The organism is Buttiauxella izardii (genome assembly GCF_003601925.1).
Lineage (GTDB): Bacteria > Pseudomonadota > Gammaproteobacteria > Enterobacterales > Enterobacteriaceae > Buttiauxella > Buttiauxella izardii.
Window position 1 is genome coordinate 42,924 of sequence record NZ_QZWH01000028.1, and the last position, 17,450, is coordinate 60,373.

11 protein-coding genes are annotated in these 17,450 nt (G+C 51.4%); 1 reads left to right on the plus strand and 10 read right to left on the minus strand.

Annotated features, from left to right (window positions below; all coding sequences use genetic code 11):
- Nucleotides 1-23: 23 nt before the first annotated feature.
- Nucleotides 24-632: a lysozyme inhibitor LprI family protein gene (locus D6029_RS13485; protein ID WP_120065246.1), complete on the plus strand. Its 609-nt coding sequence runs from the start codon at nt 24-26 to the stop codon at nt 630-632.
- A 72-nt stretch (nt 633-704) separates the two neighbouring features.
- Here D6029_RS13485 and der read toward each other — a convergent pair whose 3' ends face one another.
- The 10 genes from der to D6029_RS13535 form a co-directional block, all read right to left on the minus strand.
- Complete coding sequence (der, locus tag D6029_RS13490; protein WP_120065247.1) at nt 705-2,207, minus strand: ribosome biogenesis GTPase Der; 1,503 nt, start codon at nt 2,205-2,207, stop codon at nt 705-707.
- Nucleotides 2,208-2,329: 122 nt separating this feature from the next.
- Nucleotides 2,330-3,511: an outer membrane protein assembly factor BamB gene (gene bamB / locus D6029_RS13495; protein ID WP_120065248.1), complete on the minus strand. Its 1,182-nt coding sequence runs from the start codon at nt 3,509-3,511 to the stop codon at nt 2,330-2,332.
- Nucleotides 3,512-3,521: 10 nt separating this feature from the next.
- On the minus strand, nt 3,522-4,142 hold the full coding sequence (locus tag D6029_RS13500; protein ID WP_120065249.1) for a YfgM family protein: 621 nt from the start codon (nt 4,140-4,142) through the stop codon (nt 3,522-3,524).
- A gap of 36 nt (nt 4,143-4,178) precedes the next feature.
- Complete coding sequence (hisS, locus tag D6029_RS13505) at nt 4,179-5,453, minus strand: histidine--tRNA ligase (protein WP_120065250.1); 1,275 nt, start codon at nt 5,451-5,453, stop codon at nt 4,179-4,181.
- A 117-nt stretch (nt 5,454-5,570) separates the two neighbouring features.
- Nucleotides 5,571-6,692 (minus strand): flavodoxin-dependent (E)-4-hydroxy-3-methylbut-2-enyl-diphosphate synthase, encoded by a 1,122-nt coding sequence (gene ispG / locus D6029_RS13510; RefSeq protein ID WP_120065251.1) that lies wholly within the window; start codon nt 6,690-6,692, stop codon nt 5,571-5,573.
- 37 nt (nt 6,693-6,729) lie between these two features.
- Nucleotides 6,730-7,734, minus strand: a complete 1,005-nt coding sequence (rodZ, locus tag D6029_RS13515) for a cytoskeleton protein RodZ (RefSeq protein ID WP_120065252.1) — start codon at nt 7,732-7,734, stop codon at nt 6,730-6,732.
- A 440-nt stretch (nt 7,735-8,174) separates the two neighbouring features.
- Nucleotides 8,175-9,341, minus strand: coding sequence for a dual-specificity RNA methyltransferase RlmN (rlmN, locus tag D6029_RS13520; protein WP_120065253.1), 1,167 nt, complete (start codon nt 9,339-9,341; stop codon nt 8,175-8,177).
- A 177-nt stretch (nt 9,342-9,518) separates the two neighbouring features.
- The gene (ndk, locus tag D6029_RS13525; protein ID WP_120065254.1) at nt 9,519-9,950 is read right to left on the minus strand and encodes a nucleoside-diphosphate kinase; all 432 of its coding nucleotides are present in this window, start codon (nt 9,948-9,950) and stop codon (nt 9,519-9,521) included.
- A gap of 174 nt (nt 9,951-10,124) precedes the next feature.
- Complete coding sequence (gene pbpC, locus D6029_RS13530; protein ID WP_418230263.1) at nt 10,125-12,413, minus strand: peptidoglycan glycosyltransferase PbpC; 2,289 nt, start codon at nt 12,411-12,413, stop codon at nt 10,125-10,127.
- Nucleotides 12,414-12,459: 46 nt separating this feature from the next.
- The gene (locus D6029_RS13535; protein WP_120065256.1) at nt 12,460-17,424 is read right to left on the minus strand and encodes an alpha-2-macroglobulin family protein; all 4,965 of its coding nucleotides are present in this window, start codon (nt 17,422-17,424) and stop codon (nt 12,460-12,462) included.
- Nucleotides 17,425-17,450 lie beyond the last annotated feature (26 nt).

Consider the following 17,450-nt stretch of genomic DNA (forward strand, 5'->3'; position numbering starts at 1 on the left):
ATAATTTTTATCTGGGGTTTTAAATGAAAAAATTAATTTTACTCGCACTAACGCTTATTCCGCTGGCTTCATTCGCTGCAGCACCTCAACCATTCAATTTTAGTTGTGGGAAAACCGGTGGGGTTTATAGCGATGGGAAAGGCGGTGTGTGGATTGATGGCAATAAGGCCACGGTCAAGCAGAGCAGCCCGACCTACTGGGAAGCGAGCAGCGGAAAAACGGTTATCAGCATTGGGCGCTCTGCAGAAGGTAATCCGGAAATTTCCTTTACCGGCCCAAACCGTACACACGGCATCTGTTTAGCTGAAGATGAAGTGAGTTTCGCCCCGGTCGCAGGGAAAAAAACCACGTCTCAAACTGGCCCATCGTTTGCTTGTGCCGCGGTGAGCAAAGGCAGCATGGAAGATCTTATTTGCCAAAGCAAAACGTTATCGGCCCAGGATGTTAAATTGACCGAAACCTACAAACTCGCGCTGGCTAAATCCAACAATAACTCGACGCTAAAAGCCGAACAACGTGGCTGGATCAAGGGGCGCAATGAGTGCTGGAAAGAAGACGATAAAAACGCCTGCCTGCAAGATGCTTATCAGCAACGAATCACTGAACTGCAAAGCAAATATGGTGTGAAGTAAGTAACAAACATAAAAAAACCCGGTAGATACCGGGTTTTTATTTTTCACTCGCGGGTTATTGCCCGCAACGAATTATTTGCTTTTCTTGATGTGCTTGATCAAACGCTTACGTTTACGCATTTGGTTCGGCGTCAGGGTGTTACGTTTGTTAGCAAACGGGTTCTCCCCTTCTTTGAACTGAATACGGATTGGCGTACCCATTACATCCAGCGATTTGCGGAAGTAGTTCATCAAGTAGCGCTTGTAGGAATCCGGCAGGTCTTTCACCTGGTTGCCGTGAATCACCACGATTGGCGGGTTATAACCACCGGCGTGAGCGTATTTCAGCTTAACGCGACGACCACGCACTAACGGTGGCTGGTGGTCTTCCGCAGCCATCGACATGATGCGAGTCAGCAATGCAGTGCTTACGCGGCGCGTGGAGCTGTCATAGGCTTCACGAACAGATTCAAACAAGTTACCCACGCCGCTGCCGTGCAGTGCGGAGATAAAGTGCACGCGAGCAAAGTCGATAAAGCCAAGACGATAATCCAGTGTCTCTTTAACTTGTTCTCTGACTTCGTTGCTCAGGCCATCCCACTTGTTGACCACGATCACCAGTGAGCGCCCACTATTGAGGATAAAGCCGAGCAGAGACAAGTCCTGGTCGGAAATCCCTTCGCGGGCATCAATCACCAGCAATACAACGTTTGCATCTTCGATCGCTTGCAGCGTTTTGATTACCGAGAATTTCTCAACGGTTTCAGTGATTTTGCCGCGCTTACGGACACCAGCGGTGTCGATAAGAATGAATTCGCGCTCATCACGTTCCATTGGGATGTAGATGCTGTCACGCGTGGTGCCCGGCATGTCGTAAACCACAACGCGGTCTTCGCCAAGAATACGGTTGGTAAGCGTTGACTTACCTACATTTGGACGGCCAACGATTGCCAGTTTGATAGGCAAATCGATAGGATTGAAGGCTTCTTCTTCCTCTTCGATTTCTTCGTCATCTTCAGAAACAATGCCGTTTTTAGCATTGAATGCCGCCCAGTAAGCCGCATCTTCATCAATTTCTTCTTCCGGCTCACGCGGATTTTTTTCGTCGATGAACGGAATCAGAACATGTTCAAGCAGTGTGGTGACACCACGACCGTGAGATGCAGCGATTGGGTGGATTTCACCTAAACCCAGGGAGTAAAAATCAATTACCGCCTGATCCGGGTCCATACCGTCAGTTTTGTTCGCCACCAGGAAGGTTGGCTTCATACGTGAACGCAGGTGTTTTGCAATGGCTTCATCGGCTGGCATCAGGCCCGCACGCGCATCAACCATAAACAGCACGACATCAGCTTCTTCAATCGCTAATAACGATTGAGCAGCCATATGCGTTTCAACGCCATCTTCAGTGCCATCAATACCACCGGTATCAATGGCAATGAATTCGCGACCTTCCACTTCAGCACGACCATACTTGCGGTCGCGAGTCAGCCCCGGGAAATCCGCGACCAGCGCATCTCGGGTACGCGTCAAGCGGTTAAACAACGTGGATTTTCCGACATTAGGGCGCCCGACAAGCGCAACCACAGGTACCATGATAAAAGCCTCATAACTCAAAATTCATCATAAAACGGCGTCAAATCACACCGTTTCTAAAAACAGGAAACGGCTCCCGGACTACGGGAACCGTTTCGCAATCAATATTGCTTCAGGAAAGTTTAACGCTTAATAGCGTATAACGTTCCGTCTTTTGCCTGAATCAGCAGCTTGTCGCTGGCAACAACTGGCTCAGTCTGGAAGCCAGAACCGTCCACTTTTTGCTGGGCAACAAAGCGACCATCGTCAGCATTGATCCAGTGCATGTAACCCTCGCTGTCGGCAACAACCAGATAACCGTTGTACAGAACAGGAGCGGTCAGATTACGGTGCAGCAAATCGCTTTGCGTCCACAGAGTCACGCCGCCATCAGCGTTTAACGCGACAACGCGGTCATTCTGATCGACGAGGAAAATACGGTTTGCATCCACGATGAAATCGTTCACTGAGCCCAGTTCACGTTTCCACATGATCTGGCCTGAACGTAAGTCCAGCGCAGTCAGGTTGCCGTTGTATGCCAGGGCATAAACAACGCCATTCACGATGACTGGAGTGGTATCAACATCGCTCAGACGGTCAATTTCAGTTGCACCGGTTGCCTGAGAAATACGTTGTTGCCAAATCAGCTGGCCTTGTTTCATCAGCACAGCGCTGACACGGCCATTATCACCACCGACTACAGCAGCACCAAACGCAGTGGCTGGTGCAGATTCGCCACGCAGGGAAAGCGCTGGCATATCCAGGTTCACGGTCCATTTCACCGCGCCGTCTGCTTCATCAAATGCCTGAAGCTGACCGTTGCTGGTGTGGATCAGAACTAAACCGTCACTCACTACCGGGCGAGAAAGCACTTCGCCAGCGGCTTTGTTTTGCCACGCAATACTACCATCAGAGGTGTTCAGCGCATAAACCTGTGCTTTCTCACTACCAACGTAAACATGCGCGCCTTCAACCGTTACGCCACCAGAAAGCAGTGCCGGAAGATTGCTGGAGTAAAAGTTTGTTTTTTCAGACAGATCAACAGACCAGACTTCTTTACCATCATCCGCGTTTACGGCTTTAACAGTACCACGGCGGTCTGCGGCATAAACGTTGCCGTCTTGCCATGCTGGGTGCAGATTGGAATAGAAATCACCAATACCGCTACCAACAGAAGTGCTCCATGTTTTTTCAGGTTCAAACTGGTTTTCAACTGTCGGCAGTGGAGACATTTTTACCACGTCTTCTTCACCGCTAAACAGTGAACAACCGCTGAGCAGCGTCAGAGAAATCAGCCCTGGTACAAGTAGTTTATGCAATTGCATCGGGTCCCTCTTAGCTCGACAAATTATTAATTTTCATCTGCATCATTTCGCGCAGGGCTGGAGAAGCGTCAGTGTTTGAGCCTTTGCTCCACGCATCGCGTGCACCTTGCTTGTCCCCTTTGCTGAGCAGCGCTTCACCGCGCAAATCAGCAACAATCGCTACCCAACCTTCACCTTTAATACTGTCGAGGGTTTTCAGCGCTGCATCAGATTGCTTTTGTTGAATTTGAACACGAGCCAGACGCGCATTGATCAACGCCTGCAGGTTTTCATCAGTCGTATTTGCCAGACCTTGCTGCAATTGAGCTGCCGCTTTCGCGAGGTCGTTGTTATCCGCATACTTCTGCGCTAATTCTAATGCCGCCAGAGCACCATAAGTATTTTTGGTGCCAGCAGCAAATTTCTCAGCCGCACTCAGCGTCGCAGGATTATCTGCACGCACAGCCTCGGTTACCGTTTGATATTCCAGAGAAGAAGCCATTGCGCTTTCAGCTTGATGACCGTTCCAGTAACGCCAGCCAACCAGTGCGCCAATACCCAGAACGACACCCACTACCAGCGCTTTGCCATTTTCAGCAAAAAAACGTTTTACCGCTTCAACCTGCTCGTTATCGTTTTCGTAAATTTCCACGCAGTCCTTCTCCTTAACGATTAATCACTGGGGAAATTAACCCAGTAGCGCCTGCAAATGAGCGACCGCGTTAGCTTGTTCAACGGTAGTTTGCTCACCTGTGCGCAGATCCTTCACGACCACCTGACCATTTGCGACTTCTGTTTCACCCAGCACCAGAGCCGCACGAGCGCCCCACTTATCTGCACGGACGAACTGTTTCTTGAAGTTGCCACCGCCGTAGTTGGTCATCAGCTTGATAGCCGGGACCTGGTCACGCAATTGCTCAGCTAACAGCATTGCCGCAGCTTGCGTTCCCTGACCTGACGATATCAGGTAAATATCGACAACAGATTCTGCTTTAAATTCCGGATTAATAGCCTGAACCAGTAAAACAAGACGCTCAAGGCCCATCGCAAAACCAACAGCAGGTGCCGCGCGACCACCGAGTTGCTCGACTAATCCGTCGTAACGGCCGCCAGCACAAACGGTGCCCTGTGAACCCAGGCTGCTGGTCACCCATTCGAAAACGGTGCGATTGTAGTAGTCCAGGCCGCGCACCAGGCGCTGATTCACGGTATATGCGATACCGGCAGCATCAAGGTACTGGCACAAGCCTGCGAAGTGTTCACGGGACTCTTCGTCCAGATAATCGCCCAGCGTTGGAGCGTCATCCAGCAAAGCCTGCACTTCTGGATTTTTGGAATCCAGCACGCGCAGTGGGTTGCTGTACATGCGACGCTGGCAATCTTCATCAAGCTTTTCTTTATGCTGCTCAAGGAATGCCACTAACGCATCGCGGTAGTTAGCGCGAGCTTCCAGCGAACCAATAGAGTTCAGCTCAAGGCTAACGTGCTGGTCGATACCCAGCGCACGCCACCAACGAGCGGTCAGCATGATCAGCTCGGCGTCAATATCTGGCCCTTGCAGACCAAAGACTTCAACACCCAACTGATTGAACTGGCGATAGCGTCCTTTTTGCGGACGCTCATGGCGGAACATCGGCCCGATGTACCACAAGCGCTGTTCCTGATTGTACAGAAGACCATGTTCGATACCGGCACGCACGCAGCCCGCGGTGCCTTCAGGACGCAGAGTCAGGCTATCGCCGTTGCGGTCCTCAAAGGTATACATCTCTTTTTCAACCACGTCGGTGACTTCACCGATGGCGCGTTTGAATAACGGGGTCTGCTCTACAATCGGCAAACGGATTTCACTGTAACCGTAGCTGCCGAGCACCTGTTTCAGAATGCCTTCAATGCGCTGCCAGATGGCGGTTTCGCCAGGCAGGTAATCGTTCATGCCGCGGATGGCTTGAATGTTTTTTGCCACGTTTATTCTCTACCGAATTTATACAAAAAATGAACCCGAAATCAGACTGTTTGCGTGAGCAAAACGTCTGGCGGGTTCAATCATACACGGGAAGCCGAATGCTTCCCATGTTTCGCACTATTTTTCCAACTGCTGGATACTAATACGCTGTGATTCATCAAGCATGGAAGCCTTGGCACGAATACGCGCTTCAAGCTGCGCAATCATGTTTTCGTTATCCATTCGTTCTTTCTGACGCACACCGTCTTCGTAGAAACCGCTTTTCTTGTGACCGCCAGTGACACCCAAAGTGGACACTAACGCTTCACCCGGCCCGTTCACCACACAGCCAATAATCGAAACATCCATCGGCGTGATGATATCTTCCAGGCGTTGTTCGAGTGCGTTAACCGTTCCGATAACATCGAACTCCTGGCGCGAACAGGTCGGGCAGGCGATAAAGTTAATACCGCGAGCGCGAATGCGCAAAGATTTCAGAATGTCGAAACCGACCTTGATTTCTTCAACCGGGTCGGCGGCCAGTGAAACACGCAGCGTGTCACCGATACCTTCAGAAAGCAGTAAACCTAAGCCAATTGCTGATTTCACCGAACCACTACGCATGCCGCCCGCCTCGGTGATCCCGAGATGCAGCGGTTGATCAATCTGCTTAGCCAGTAAACGGTAAGATTCTACAGCGAGGAAAACATCGGAGGCTTTAACGCTAACTTTGAATTGATCAAAGTTGAGACGATCCAGATGATCCACATGACGCATTGCTGATTCCAGCAACGCCTGTGGTGTCGGCTCGCCATACTTTTCCTGGAGATCTTTTTCCAGCGATCCGGCGTTAACACCGATACGGATAGGGATGTTTTTGTCCCGGGCGCAATCGACGACTGAACGAATACGCTCTTCGCTGCCAATGTTACCTGGGTTGATACGCAGACAATCGACACCATACTCAGCGACTTTGAGGGCGATACGATAGTCAAAATGGATATCAGCGACCAACGGGACATTGACCTGCTGTTTGATAAGCTTAAAGGCTTCTGCCGCGTCCATCGTCGGTATAGATATACGAACGATATCTGCACCGACTCTTTCTAACGCTTTGATCTGATTGACAGTAGCTTCAACATCCGTTGTACGGGTGTTAGTCATTGACTGAACGGCGATCGGTGCCCCGTCGCCGATTGGCACATTCCCGACGTAGATCCGTTTGGATTTTCTACGTTGAATTGGGGCTTCATTATGCATTACAAATCTCCACAATTACGCGTCATGCTGGCTGCGATTATTCAGCGCTTACTGTCAGACGTGCAACCTGGCTAGTTCTGATAAAACGACTCAGGTCGACAGGTTTACCCTGGAACTGAATTTGTACCGCTGCCGGAGCGCCAATTTTCAACTTATACGGTGCCTGGCCCGCTAAATTTAAATTGCCGTCTTTACGCTGCATACCGCTGAACAATTTTTTCCCGGTTGCATCGGTCACTTCCAACCAGCAATCAGCGTTAAAATTCATGACTAATGCGTTCGGATCAGCCGCTGGAGTCGTTGTTACAGCAGCTTGATCGGTTGGCAACGCCGTGTTTGATGCTGGAGCCGTCGTGGCCTGCGCATTGTCGACCGGAGCCTGGCTTGGCGACACAACTGCGGAAGAATCCGCCGGTGTGGTTTGCTGAGCCGTTGCTGATGGAGTCAGACTTTGCGTTGAATCAGTCGCTGGAGCAGATTGCGGCGCAGGAGTCTGCACAGGTTGCTGTGCAGAGGTATCGGTAGTCGATGAATCACCCGTATTCAACGGCACTGACTGAGAGTTACTGTTGCTGGCGGAAAGCTCAGCTGAAGATTGATCCGCCATTGTCGAGATTTCTTCCTGCTGCGCTTTGTGGTTTTGCCACCACCATGCACCCGTCAGGCCGACGACGACAAACAAAATGAGCCAGGTAAAGCTCATCAACCAACCGTCACGTTTCTTACGGCGTTTCCCCAGAGAAAAACTTTGCATCGGAGCCACTTTCGCTGCTCTGATCGGTGCTTGTTTTTCCATCATTGGCAACAGTTCTTCTTCCGGAATACGCACCAGACGTGCATAAGAGCGGATATAACCACGCAGGAAGGTAGACGCTAACTCAGCAGGCGCCGTGTCATCTTCAATATCCCGAACGGTAGAAACTTTCAGGCACAGGCGTTCCGCCACGGCTTGTTGGGTCAGACCGAGTTCTTCGCGGGCAACACGTAAACGTTCACCCGTAGTTTTTGCTGCATTTGATTCGTGAGTGGCTTCAGTATTCATTAGCTACAACTGCTGGAACTGTTCGATTGAGGAATTAGGCAGGAGCCTTGTCGCACAGCATTTCCGCTACGCCACATTCTCCCGCTCCGCGAAACAAATTTGTGTTCTGAAGGCAACACCTTCAGACAACATAACATTTAGTTCAAACAACTTGTTCACATAAACGAACCGCTTCACATGAACAACTTCATCACCGTTGAGTTAACCATAGACACCATTTTTAATGTTGTCAGCGGATTGCGAATGTGATGGCTCAAATAGATACGCCTAAACTATTGTTGTACCGCTACATACTGCCTTAAAAGGCAGTGAAACGCACCGTAATTATTAATCTTAAAGACACTCGCGAAACTTGCATAACTGCAAGAGATCACTATGTGTTTTTTGTGCCACGAAGCGACATTGCCGCGCGGCACGAATCTGATTTATTGGAACGCTAATCAGACTGCTTTAACATCAATAGGTTCACCTTGCATACGTTTACGCAACGTACGTTTGGTGCGGTCGATAACTTCACCAGCCAACTGACCACATGCCGCGTCAATATCATCACCGCGTGTTTTACGCACGATGGTTGTAAAGCCATAACTCATTAATACTTTTGAGAAACGGTCAATACGGCTGTTAGAGCTACGGCCATACGGCGCGCCCGGGAACGGGTTCCATGGGATCAGGTTAATCTTACATGGCGTATCTTTCAGGCATTCTGCCAGTTGATGCGCATGGTCAGTACCATCGTTCACGTGATCCAGCAGAACGTACTCTACGGTGACGCGGCCTTGGTTGGCATTGGATTTCTCCAGATAACGGCGAACCGCAGCCAGGAAAGTCTCGATGTTGTACTTTTTGTTGATTGGCATGATTTCGTCGCGAATATCATCGGTCGGAGCATGCAGAGAAATGGCCAATGCCACATCAATCATGTCGCCCAATTTATCGAGAGCAGGAACCACACCAGAAGTCGAAAGCGTTACGCGGCGTTTGGAAAGACCAAAGCCGAAATCATCCAGCATGATTTCCATTGCCGGAACCACGTTGTTCAGGTTCAGCAGTGGCTCACCCATGCCCATCATCACCACGTTGGTGATCGGACGAACGCCGGTTTTCTTTTGCGCACCGATAATTTTCGCTGCACGCCAGACCTGGCCGATGATTTCAGAAACACGCAGGTTACGGTTAAAACCTTGCTGAGCGGTAGAACAGAATTTGCATTCCAGAGCACAACCCACTTGCGAAGAAACACACAACGTGGCGCGGTCTTCTTCCGGGATATACACGGTTTCCACCAGCTGATCGGCAATTTTGATAGCCCATTTAATGGTGCCATCAGCTGAACGCTGCTCTTCAGCCACTTCAGGTGCACGGATCTCAGCAACTTCTTTAAGTTTGTTACGCAGGACTTTGTTGATGTCGGTCATGTCGTCGAAGTCATCACTGCAATAGTGATACATCCATTTCATGACTTGATCGGCGCGGAAGGGTTTTTCGCCCATATCAGCGAAGAACTCACGCAGTTGCTGGCGGTTGAGATCCAACAGGTTAATTTTTTCTGACTTGTTAGAAATGACTGAAACTGGTGTCTCAGGAGTGACAATTTGTTCTGACATAATTTCTTCCGGCCTCGTTGTTACACGTTACGGCCCCAGGTGGGTTAAAAAAAGATACGCCCCGGAGAGCAGGCTCGTCCGGGGCGCAGCATTGTACAAATTCTATGGCACAGATGCCATGACTGAAAGCGAAGTACCGATAAATAAATGTAACGGTCGCTTAACAGAAAGAATTTATTAACGTGTACGCGGGCACACTTCGCCTTCAGCGAAGAAGTACGCGATTTCACGGGTAGCTGATTCTATAGAATCGGAACCGTGAGTACCGTTTTCGGTGAAGCTGTCAGCGTAATCTGCACGCAGAGTTCCAGCCAGTGCGTTAGCTGGGTTGGTTGCACCCAGAATGTCACGGTGACGCTGAACGGCATTTTCGCCTTCCAGAACGCTAACCATGATTGGGCCGGAGGTCATGAAAGCAACCAGGCCGTCGAAGAAAGGTTTGCCTTCGTGCTCAGCATAGAAACCCTGAGCCTGCTCGGAAGTCAGGTGCAGCATTTTTGCGCCAACAATCTTAAACCCTGCGGATTCAAAACGAGCATAAATGTTACCAATAACGTTTTTTGCCACCGCGTTTGGTTTGATGATGGAAAAAGTACGTTCAATAGCCATGATTACCTCTGTCTGTTCTGTTTGCCCGGTCCCTGGTGGGATAACCGGTTATGATTTGGCGCCGATTATAATGAGCAACTCTTGCATTGCATATGGATGCAGGTAACATTTTTTTAAAATAAGATGAATGTCGGCAACATAATAATGCAAACGTCTAAAAATTAGACTATCGCTCTACTGCAATGTGAAATGAGCTGCCGCAATTTGCCCTGCCTCATCGAGCACCAGAATCTGATACGCCCCCGGTTTATCAAGACTGAGCGCGATTCCGTTACTACTGTCCCCCACTGGCTCGCCGTTCAAAAACCACCAGCGATTTCCTTGGCCACCCTGAGCACTCAGGCGAAGCGCTAAGCTCAGTTCGCCGGGAAGACGCTTCAAAATAGCGCCCTCACGAACGCCTAACAACAATAAAGGCGTAACTTCATCTTTCTGTATGGGTGGACATTGCTCTGACACCGGAGGTAAACGCGCGGCTCTTCTTTCACTTGCAGGCAACCATGGCTCGAGCGGTAACGGCCACAATGAAAGGGTTTGTTGCGTCGCGCCCGGGCAATCAGCCGCCACCTGCTTGCCATGTTCGTCTAACCAGACGACTTTCCTTGCTCCCTGCACGCCCTCCTGACCCGGCGCTTCAAGCGTCGGTGGCTGGCTGTTATCCAACAACCAACTCGTTAATCTACGTCGGCAATTGCTGTCTCCGTCAGTCAGATTTTGCCCACCCGGCCAGCAAATTTGCCCTTCAGAAACAGCCGCCGGGCGAGGGTCAACCGGCAGACGCGCTTGTTGTACGGCTGAACTGGCTTGCAGCAAATTGTTCACCTGGTTTAGCAGCGGAATGGCGCTGCCCGTTCCGAACTGCCCGGCAACCGGAGTGCTGTCCGGGCGACCAGTCCAGATGCCAATCAGATAACGAGGGGCCACACCAACAGCCCACGCATCGCGGTAGCCATAACTGGTGCCGGTTTTCCAGGCTAAAGGCACGACTGCGGGCAAGGTCGCATCCGATTGTGGTTGTGCTTCACCCGCCAGAATTCGACGGATAATCCAGGCCGCTCCGGCTGACATTAATGGGCGTTCGATGAGCGGCTGTTCAGGCTGCAAGCGCAGTTGAGCTGCACGACCATGACGAGCAAAGGCGCTATACGCTGCAACAATCTGGTCAAGTCGCGCCCCTCCTCCGCCAAGAATTAACGAAAGATTCGGTTCGCTTCCAGCAGGAAAACGCAGATCAAGACCGACATTTCGCAATTGCGCGGCAAAACGCTTTGGGCCATACGCCTCAAGAACCTGAACCGCCGGGAGATTAAGTGAACGAACCAACGCTTCACTCATACTCACCGGGCCATGAAAGCCAGTGTCGAAATTCCCAGGGCGATAATCGCCAAAACGCCGGGGGACATCCTGTAACAAGGATGTGGCATGAATCAGCCCATCATCCAGCGCCATGCCATAGACAAACGGCTTCAGCACCGAGCCTGGTGAGCGAATCGCCGTCACCATATCAACATGCCCGAAGCGGCTTTGATCGTTGATATCGACTGAACCCACCCAACCGCGAACGTCCATGGTGGTGTGGTCAACAACCAGTATCGCCAATGATGAACGCGGCGGAAGTCGGGCTTTCCAGTTCAAGGCCAGCTCTTCGAGTTGGCGCTGTAACGACGCATCCAGCGTTGTGGTTATTTTCTGTGCCTTGCTGCGGTTCACCAGATAACGCGAGAGTAACGGCGCTAACTGCGGTATCTGGCGTGAGGCGAGCCAGACCGGTTCTTCCAGAGATTCTTTTACCTGCTGCGGTTCCCAGACGGCTTGTTCCGCCATTCGCATAAGCACTTTATTACGCGCCGCTTGCGCACGCTCAGGCCAACGATCCGGACGCAAACGGCTAGGTGCCTGCGGGAGCACCGCTAATAAGGCAGCTTCTGCATAACTTAACTGTTGCGGGGATTTTCCGAGATAAACCCAACTGGCGGCCCCGACGCCCTGTAACGTGCCGCCAAAAGGGGCTCGATTGAGATAAAGCGTGAGGATTTGTTCTTTTGAGAGATACCACTCAAGTTGCAACGCTCGCCACACCTGGCGAACCTTGCCACCAAATGTACGCGGATGAGGATCGAGCAAACGAGCCACTTGCATCGTCAAAGTGCTGCCACCCGAAATCACTCTGCCACTGATAAGATCCTGCCAGGCCGCACGAATAATCGACAGCGGGTTGATCCCCGGATGATCCCAAAACCAACGATCTTCATAGTTGATCAGGGCTTCCAGATAGCGCGGAGAAACATCTTTGAGAGTAACCGGATAACGCCAGATGCCATTCTCATCTGCAAAGCGCCATAACGGCGTGCCATCAGCGGCGACGACGACTCGCGCTGGGTTCGCCTGAGATAGCGGAAGCGGCCAAAGCCGGTCCGCCAACCAAACACCCAGCAAGAAAATAAGTGGCAGCACCAGCCACAAATAGCGGTGCCGCCAACGTAAAGGCTTTCGCACTTGCTTCAGCCTGTTATGGATGGATAGTCAGCATGCCTGTGCTGGCTCCCGTTGCCCGCCATTGCGGTACATACATCGACTCAACCTGCGATACTGGCACCGAATAAGTTCCAGGTGTCACAGCGCGAGCCAGATAAACCAGCGTTGCATGCTGACTTTCGTTCAGCGGCAATGCAGCCACAAAGCGGTCGTCACGGAATTCCATATGCTGAATATCCGCTTGCTGCATTTGGTTCAGTAATCCCTGAACCTGACTATCACTGTCGTTCAGACTTGCGCTGCTATCAGAAAGATTCTGGTTTTCCAGTTCCAGCCCGGCAGGCAACAAATCCACTACCAGCGCATCCGGCACATTTTTATCTGCCCACACGTCCAGCCAAACCATCACCAACTCACCACTTTTCAGTTGCGACAACGATTTGCTGTTGCCTTTTGCATCGAGGAAATGGCGCTCAATGTGCAACACATTGCTATACGGTGCCGGAGCCTGCTGCGGATAACCCACACTGTCTAAACGAAGGTAAAGATTACCTGTACCCGTATTGCTTACCTGCAACCCTGCCAGTTCTTCAGCACTCAAATTACGAGTGACGGATTGTGTCCCCGCCAGCGGTTCAGCGTCGAATGACACCTGGGATTGCCAGTCACCTTTCGCCGTTTGCCAATTACGACCCGCCAGGAACAACGCGTTACTTTCCTGAGTGGAAAGCCAGCGTTGGCTGTAAGCGAGATTTGAAAGCTCCATCAGCAATTGATTCTGCTGCTGCGGCAGCAATTTATTCTCTTCCAGCAGACTCAGCTCCATGGCTTTATCGCGCAATTCGCTGCCGTAGTCAGCCATCCAGATACGCTCGTCGCTGCGATTGGTTTTCAAACCTAAATTGATAGCCTTATCGCCACGCGGCGCATCCCCCATCAATTTCAACGCAACTCCAAGCTGCACTAACGGCAAACCAGCACGCGCACTGTTATGACGTGACCAAAGTTCACGCAACGCACCTAAAGGAGCTTTTTGCTGGCGCGCAAGCACTTGCCCGGCATAAGCCTGAACCGCAAATTTACTGGCGGCGGCATCATCGCTGTAACGCAGCGAAATCAGCCCCGAATCCTGAAGGTAACGCAGCAGGCGCTGGTTGGCTTTGTTCAGAGAGTCGGTATTGACGCTGTAACCTTGCTCACTCGCACGCACCAGGAAATCAGTAACGTAAGCCGTTAACCAGTATTCCTCCGGCCCTTCTTTATCCCACAGGCCAAAACTGCCGTCGTCGCGCTGCATATCCAGCAGACGTGAAATGCCCAGGTCGATTGCCGCACGGCGTTGTTCATCCGTGGTTCCTTTGATTCCCAAAGACGCTAACTGCGCCTGGTTGGTGTAAAGCGATGGGAACAGTCCGCTGGTTGTTTGTTCGAGGCAACCATACGGATAGGCTTTAAGTTCACGGATATAACGAGCCAGGTTGAGTGGCGGGCGGCCACTGAGCAGCACTTGCCCTTCAAGCGTGGCCGGTGCCAATCCAGAAATATGTTGCGGTGGGATATTCCACACTTCACCAGGAGCAAGCACTGTACCGCTGTTGATATTTTGTGCCGGGAACGGAGGACGTACGCCTAATTTCCATTGCTTCTGAATCGCCGGTAGCGTTTCACCAGGCAGGCTCAGGCCGCTGATTTGCGCATTTAATTGTCCATCACCAAAACCATCCAGCCCACGGACTGAAACAAACAGCGTTTTACGCGCCCCCGGTGCAAGTTGCACTGATTGCGATGGCGCAGAATCCAGTGCAATCAGGCCACTGGCATTGAGGTTAATATTCAGCGTTTGCGGTTTATCAGTCAGGTTCGTGAGATCCATCGCCACTCGGCTGGTATCTCCGCTTGCCATAAAGCGCGGGGCTGCGAGCTCGGTAACCAGCGGTGCGGCAACGACCACTTTGCTTTCGCTGTCACCAAAACGGTCATCGGTCCAGGCTTGCGCCATCACGCGCAGCTCACCATTGAAATCACCAATCGGCAGCGAGATCGTCCCTTCGCCTTTATCGTTAAGTTGTACCGGTTGAGCCTGCTGAGCAATGATTGTGACGTGGTTAACAGGCTTTTTGCCCCCACGGCTGAGTTCATCACCTTCGTCGCCGTCACCACCAAAGCGTAGCGCGGCTAAACGCCCTTCTCCTTCAATCACCTGGCCGTAGATATCATATAAATCCGCGCCGTAGCGTTTACGGCCAAAGAAGGCTTCCCACGGATCCGGTGTTTTGTAGTCGGTAATGTTCAGCACGCCGCTATCAACAGCCGAAACCAGCACGTTAATTTGCTTCGGCATTTCGCCGTTAATTGGCTGGGTTTTAACTTTCACCGTCAGGTTTTGGTTCGGACGCATTTTCGCTGGCGCTTCGACTGCCAGCGTCAGGCGACGGCTTTCATCCCCCAAAGGCAGATGCAAAATCCCAACCGCACGTTTCGGTGTTGCGGCACGGCTTTTATCACCGGGACGAATCACCAGGGTGCTCAAATACAAGTCGTGGCGCTGCCAGCTTTTATCCACCGGGATAGCAATATCCAGGCCTTTTTCTGGCACATCGATTTCCTTCCACCACAGCGGGCCATCGCTGGATTCCACCATCGCGTAGCCTTTACCTGCTGCCGGAGCAGAGATATGCAGATTGATGGTGTCACCTGCTTTGTAGCTCGGTTTATCAATTTTCAGCGTGACGCGATCCGGGCGCACCGCACCTTCGCCGTCACTGTTATCCTGCCAGCTGTAACCCGCCCAGAAACGAACACTGCTGACAATGTCGGAATCCGTGTCGCGCACTTCCAGGCGGTAAGAACCCCACTCGACAGGGAAAGCAACTTTGCCCGTTTCACCTGCTGCAAGATCGAGTTTCTGCTCAGCTTCAACCAAATCTTTTTGATCATATTGCGACTGCCAGCCCTGGCCTTCTTCCCAGCTCCAGAAGTAATCACGACGCTCGCGAATCAGGCGCACATCCAGGCCAGAAACCGCCAGTTTTTCCCCTTTCGCATTGGTATAAACAATGTCAAAACCAGCGCTGGTGTCTTCATCGACAATCGGCTGGGTTCGGGTGCTGTCAGTGCGGTAATCGTAGACTTCTTTGCTGGCAAATTGAGGACGAATACCCGGCAGCGCTTCGGCAGGCCAGATGGCTTGTTCAGCGCGACGCGTCACCGGGCGGCCGCCTGACTCCAGCAAACTCGCTTGCAATACCAGACGCAATGGCGAATGAACGTCATCCCATTGGCTATCGGTACTAACCGTTGTTTTACCTTGTTCATCAAGCTGGAGTTGAACCTCATCCAGATTACGGGTGAGGTTTTCTTCGTTGATGTCACCAAACTGGAATCCAGGCAGTGCAGCAACCGCTTCACGCAGTGGGCGCAGGAACAACTGACCTTGCAGGTTATTCCCGGCAGCAGGCGCGCCATATAGATAACGCCCGGTAATCTGGAAGCTCACAGATTCGTCAGGGCTTATTGGTTGTTTACTGTTGGTGATGTTGAGCGCCATGCGCTCCGGCATAAAGTCTTCGACTTTAAATGACCAGATGCGTGGCTGGTTATCGCCCGTATTCACACGCACTTGCCAGTTACCGGTTTGCACATCCTGGTTCAATGGATAGTTAAACTGATACAGGCCGTTTTCCGGCTGCCAGACTTGCGTTCTCGCGACCTGGCCGTCGGGTTTGACCACTTCCAGTTTTACCGGTTGCGCAGGTAAGGGTTTTCCGTCGCCATCACGTAGCAGCGCATTCAGCAACATGGTTTCACCAGGGCGATATAAATCTCGTGGGCCAAACATAAAGAACTGTTTGCTGAAACCAGCTTCACCGGCAATGTTAAATTCAGCCAAATCCAGTGCCGGGCGGCTCAAATCGAGCATCGTGGTTTGCTCAGCGGTACGCGCCAGCAATAACGTGCCTTTGTCAGATTTTTCAAGCGTGGCGTGACCATCACCGTCGCTCTTAGCCTCTGCCAGCGTTTGCCCTTTCTCATTGAGCAGCGTGATTTCAACGCTGGATTGCGCAGCCCCATTTTCCAGGCTTTGTGTAAACACGTCTAAACGGTCGTGATAACGGTGCGCCGAGATCCCAATATCACTTAAGGTGAACAGCGTTGCCGCGTTGCTATAACTGTAATGCCCCGCCTGATTCATGATTGCGATATAAACACCCGGCTGTTGCAGCGGCTTAATTTCGCCTAGCGGTAGCAGCAGTTTTTCGCGGGTATTGCGAGCAGGGTTGAGATCAAATCGCCCGGTGTAAACCAGGTCTGCGAGCTTGAGTAAATTGTCTGATTCCCAGTTAGATACCGAGTTTCTGTATTGCCACTGGCTGATAAAAGAAGCGAGGGATTCACTTTTGATACGGTAGAAATTGACGTCGATTTTATCAACGTTAAGCGCCATCACCGGCAAACCCGCGATTACCTTAGTAGGTAATAATGATCCACGGCTGGCGAAGCCCACGCTCGGCTGGATATCACGCGTTGAGATTTTCTTCTCAAAGTTGCTGTCGAAGGTCGCTTTATTTAACGCCAGCAGCCCGCTATCAACAGTCAGTATTAATTCACGTTTAGGCTCAAGATGGCGTAAACGTAACTCTTTGAGGGAGTCAGAAAGCTCCCACGCACCGTCGACTTTGCCACTGGTTTTATCCACCAGATGCGCGACGCGTGAGAAATCCTGGTTGGGATCTAATGGAATAGAGAATGTAAGAACCAGCGTGCTTGCGCCATCAAGTTGTACTTCTGACGCATCCAGCAATTTCAACGGTTTTCCCGCTGAATCCCTGGCTAACTTTTCGAGTTGTGAAGCATCAGGTTTTGTTGCTTTTTCAACATGTTGTTGGGTCGCGGCATCACTTTTCGCCACCGACTGAGGTTTATCATTATTATCGCACCCTGAAAGTGCCAATGCTGCCAACAGCGTTGCTGCCAGCGCACCCAGACGTCTTATTCTCATGTTTTATCCCTGGCCAATATGGCCCA

Excerpts from the sequence above, each read along its gene's own strand:
- D6029_RS13485 (WP_120065246.1), top strand. The coding sequence starts at position 24 with ATGAAAAAATTAATTTTACTCGCACTAACGCTTATTCCGCTGGCTTCA.
- der (WP_120065247.1), bottom strand. The coding sequence starts at position 2,207 with ATGGTACCTGTGGTTGCGCTTGTCGGGCGCCCTAATGTCGGAAAATCC.
- bamB (WP_120065248.1), bottom strand. The coding sequence starts at position 3,511 with ATGCAATTGCATAAACTACTTGTACCAGGGCTGATTTCTCTGACGCTG.
- ispG (WP_120065251.1), bottom strand. The coding sequence starts at position 6,692 with ATGCATAATGAAGCCCCAATTCAACGTAGAAAATCCAAACGGATCTAC.
- rodZ (WP_120065252.1), bottom strand. The coding sequence starts at position 7,734 with ATGAATACTGAAGCCACTCACGAATCAAATGCAGCAAAAACTACGGGT.
- rlmN (WP_120065253.1), bottom strand. The coding sequence starts at position 9,341 with ATGTCAGAACAAATTGTCACTCCTGAGACACCAGTTTCAGTCATTTCT.
- ndk (WP_120065254.1), bottom strand. The coding sequence starts at position 9,950 with ATGGCTATTGAACGTACTTTTTCCATCATCAAACCAAACGCGGTGGCA.
- D6029_RS13535 (WP_120065256.1), bottom strand. The coding sequence starts at position 17,424 with ATGAGAATAAGACGTCTGGGTGCGCTGGCAGCAACGCTGTTGGCAGCA.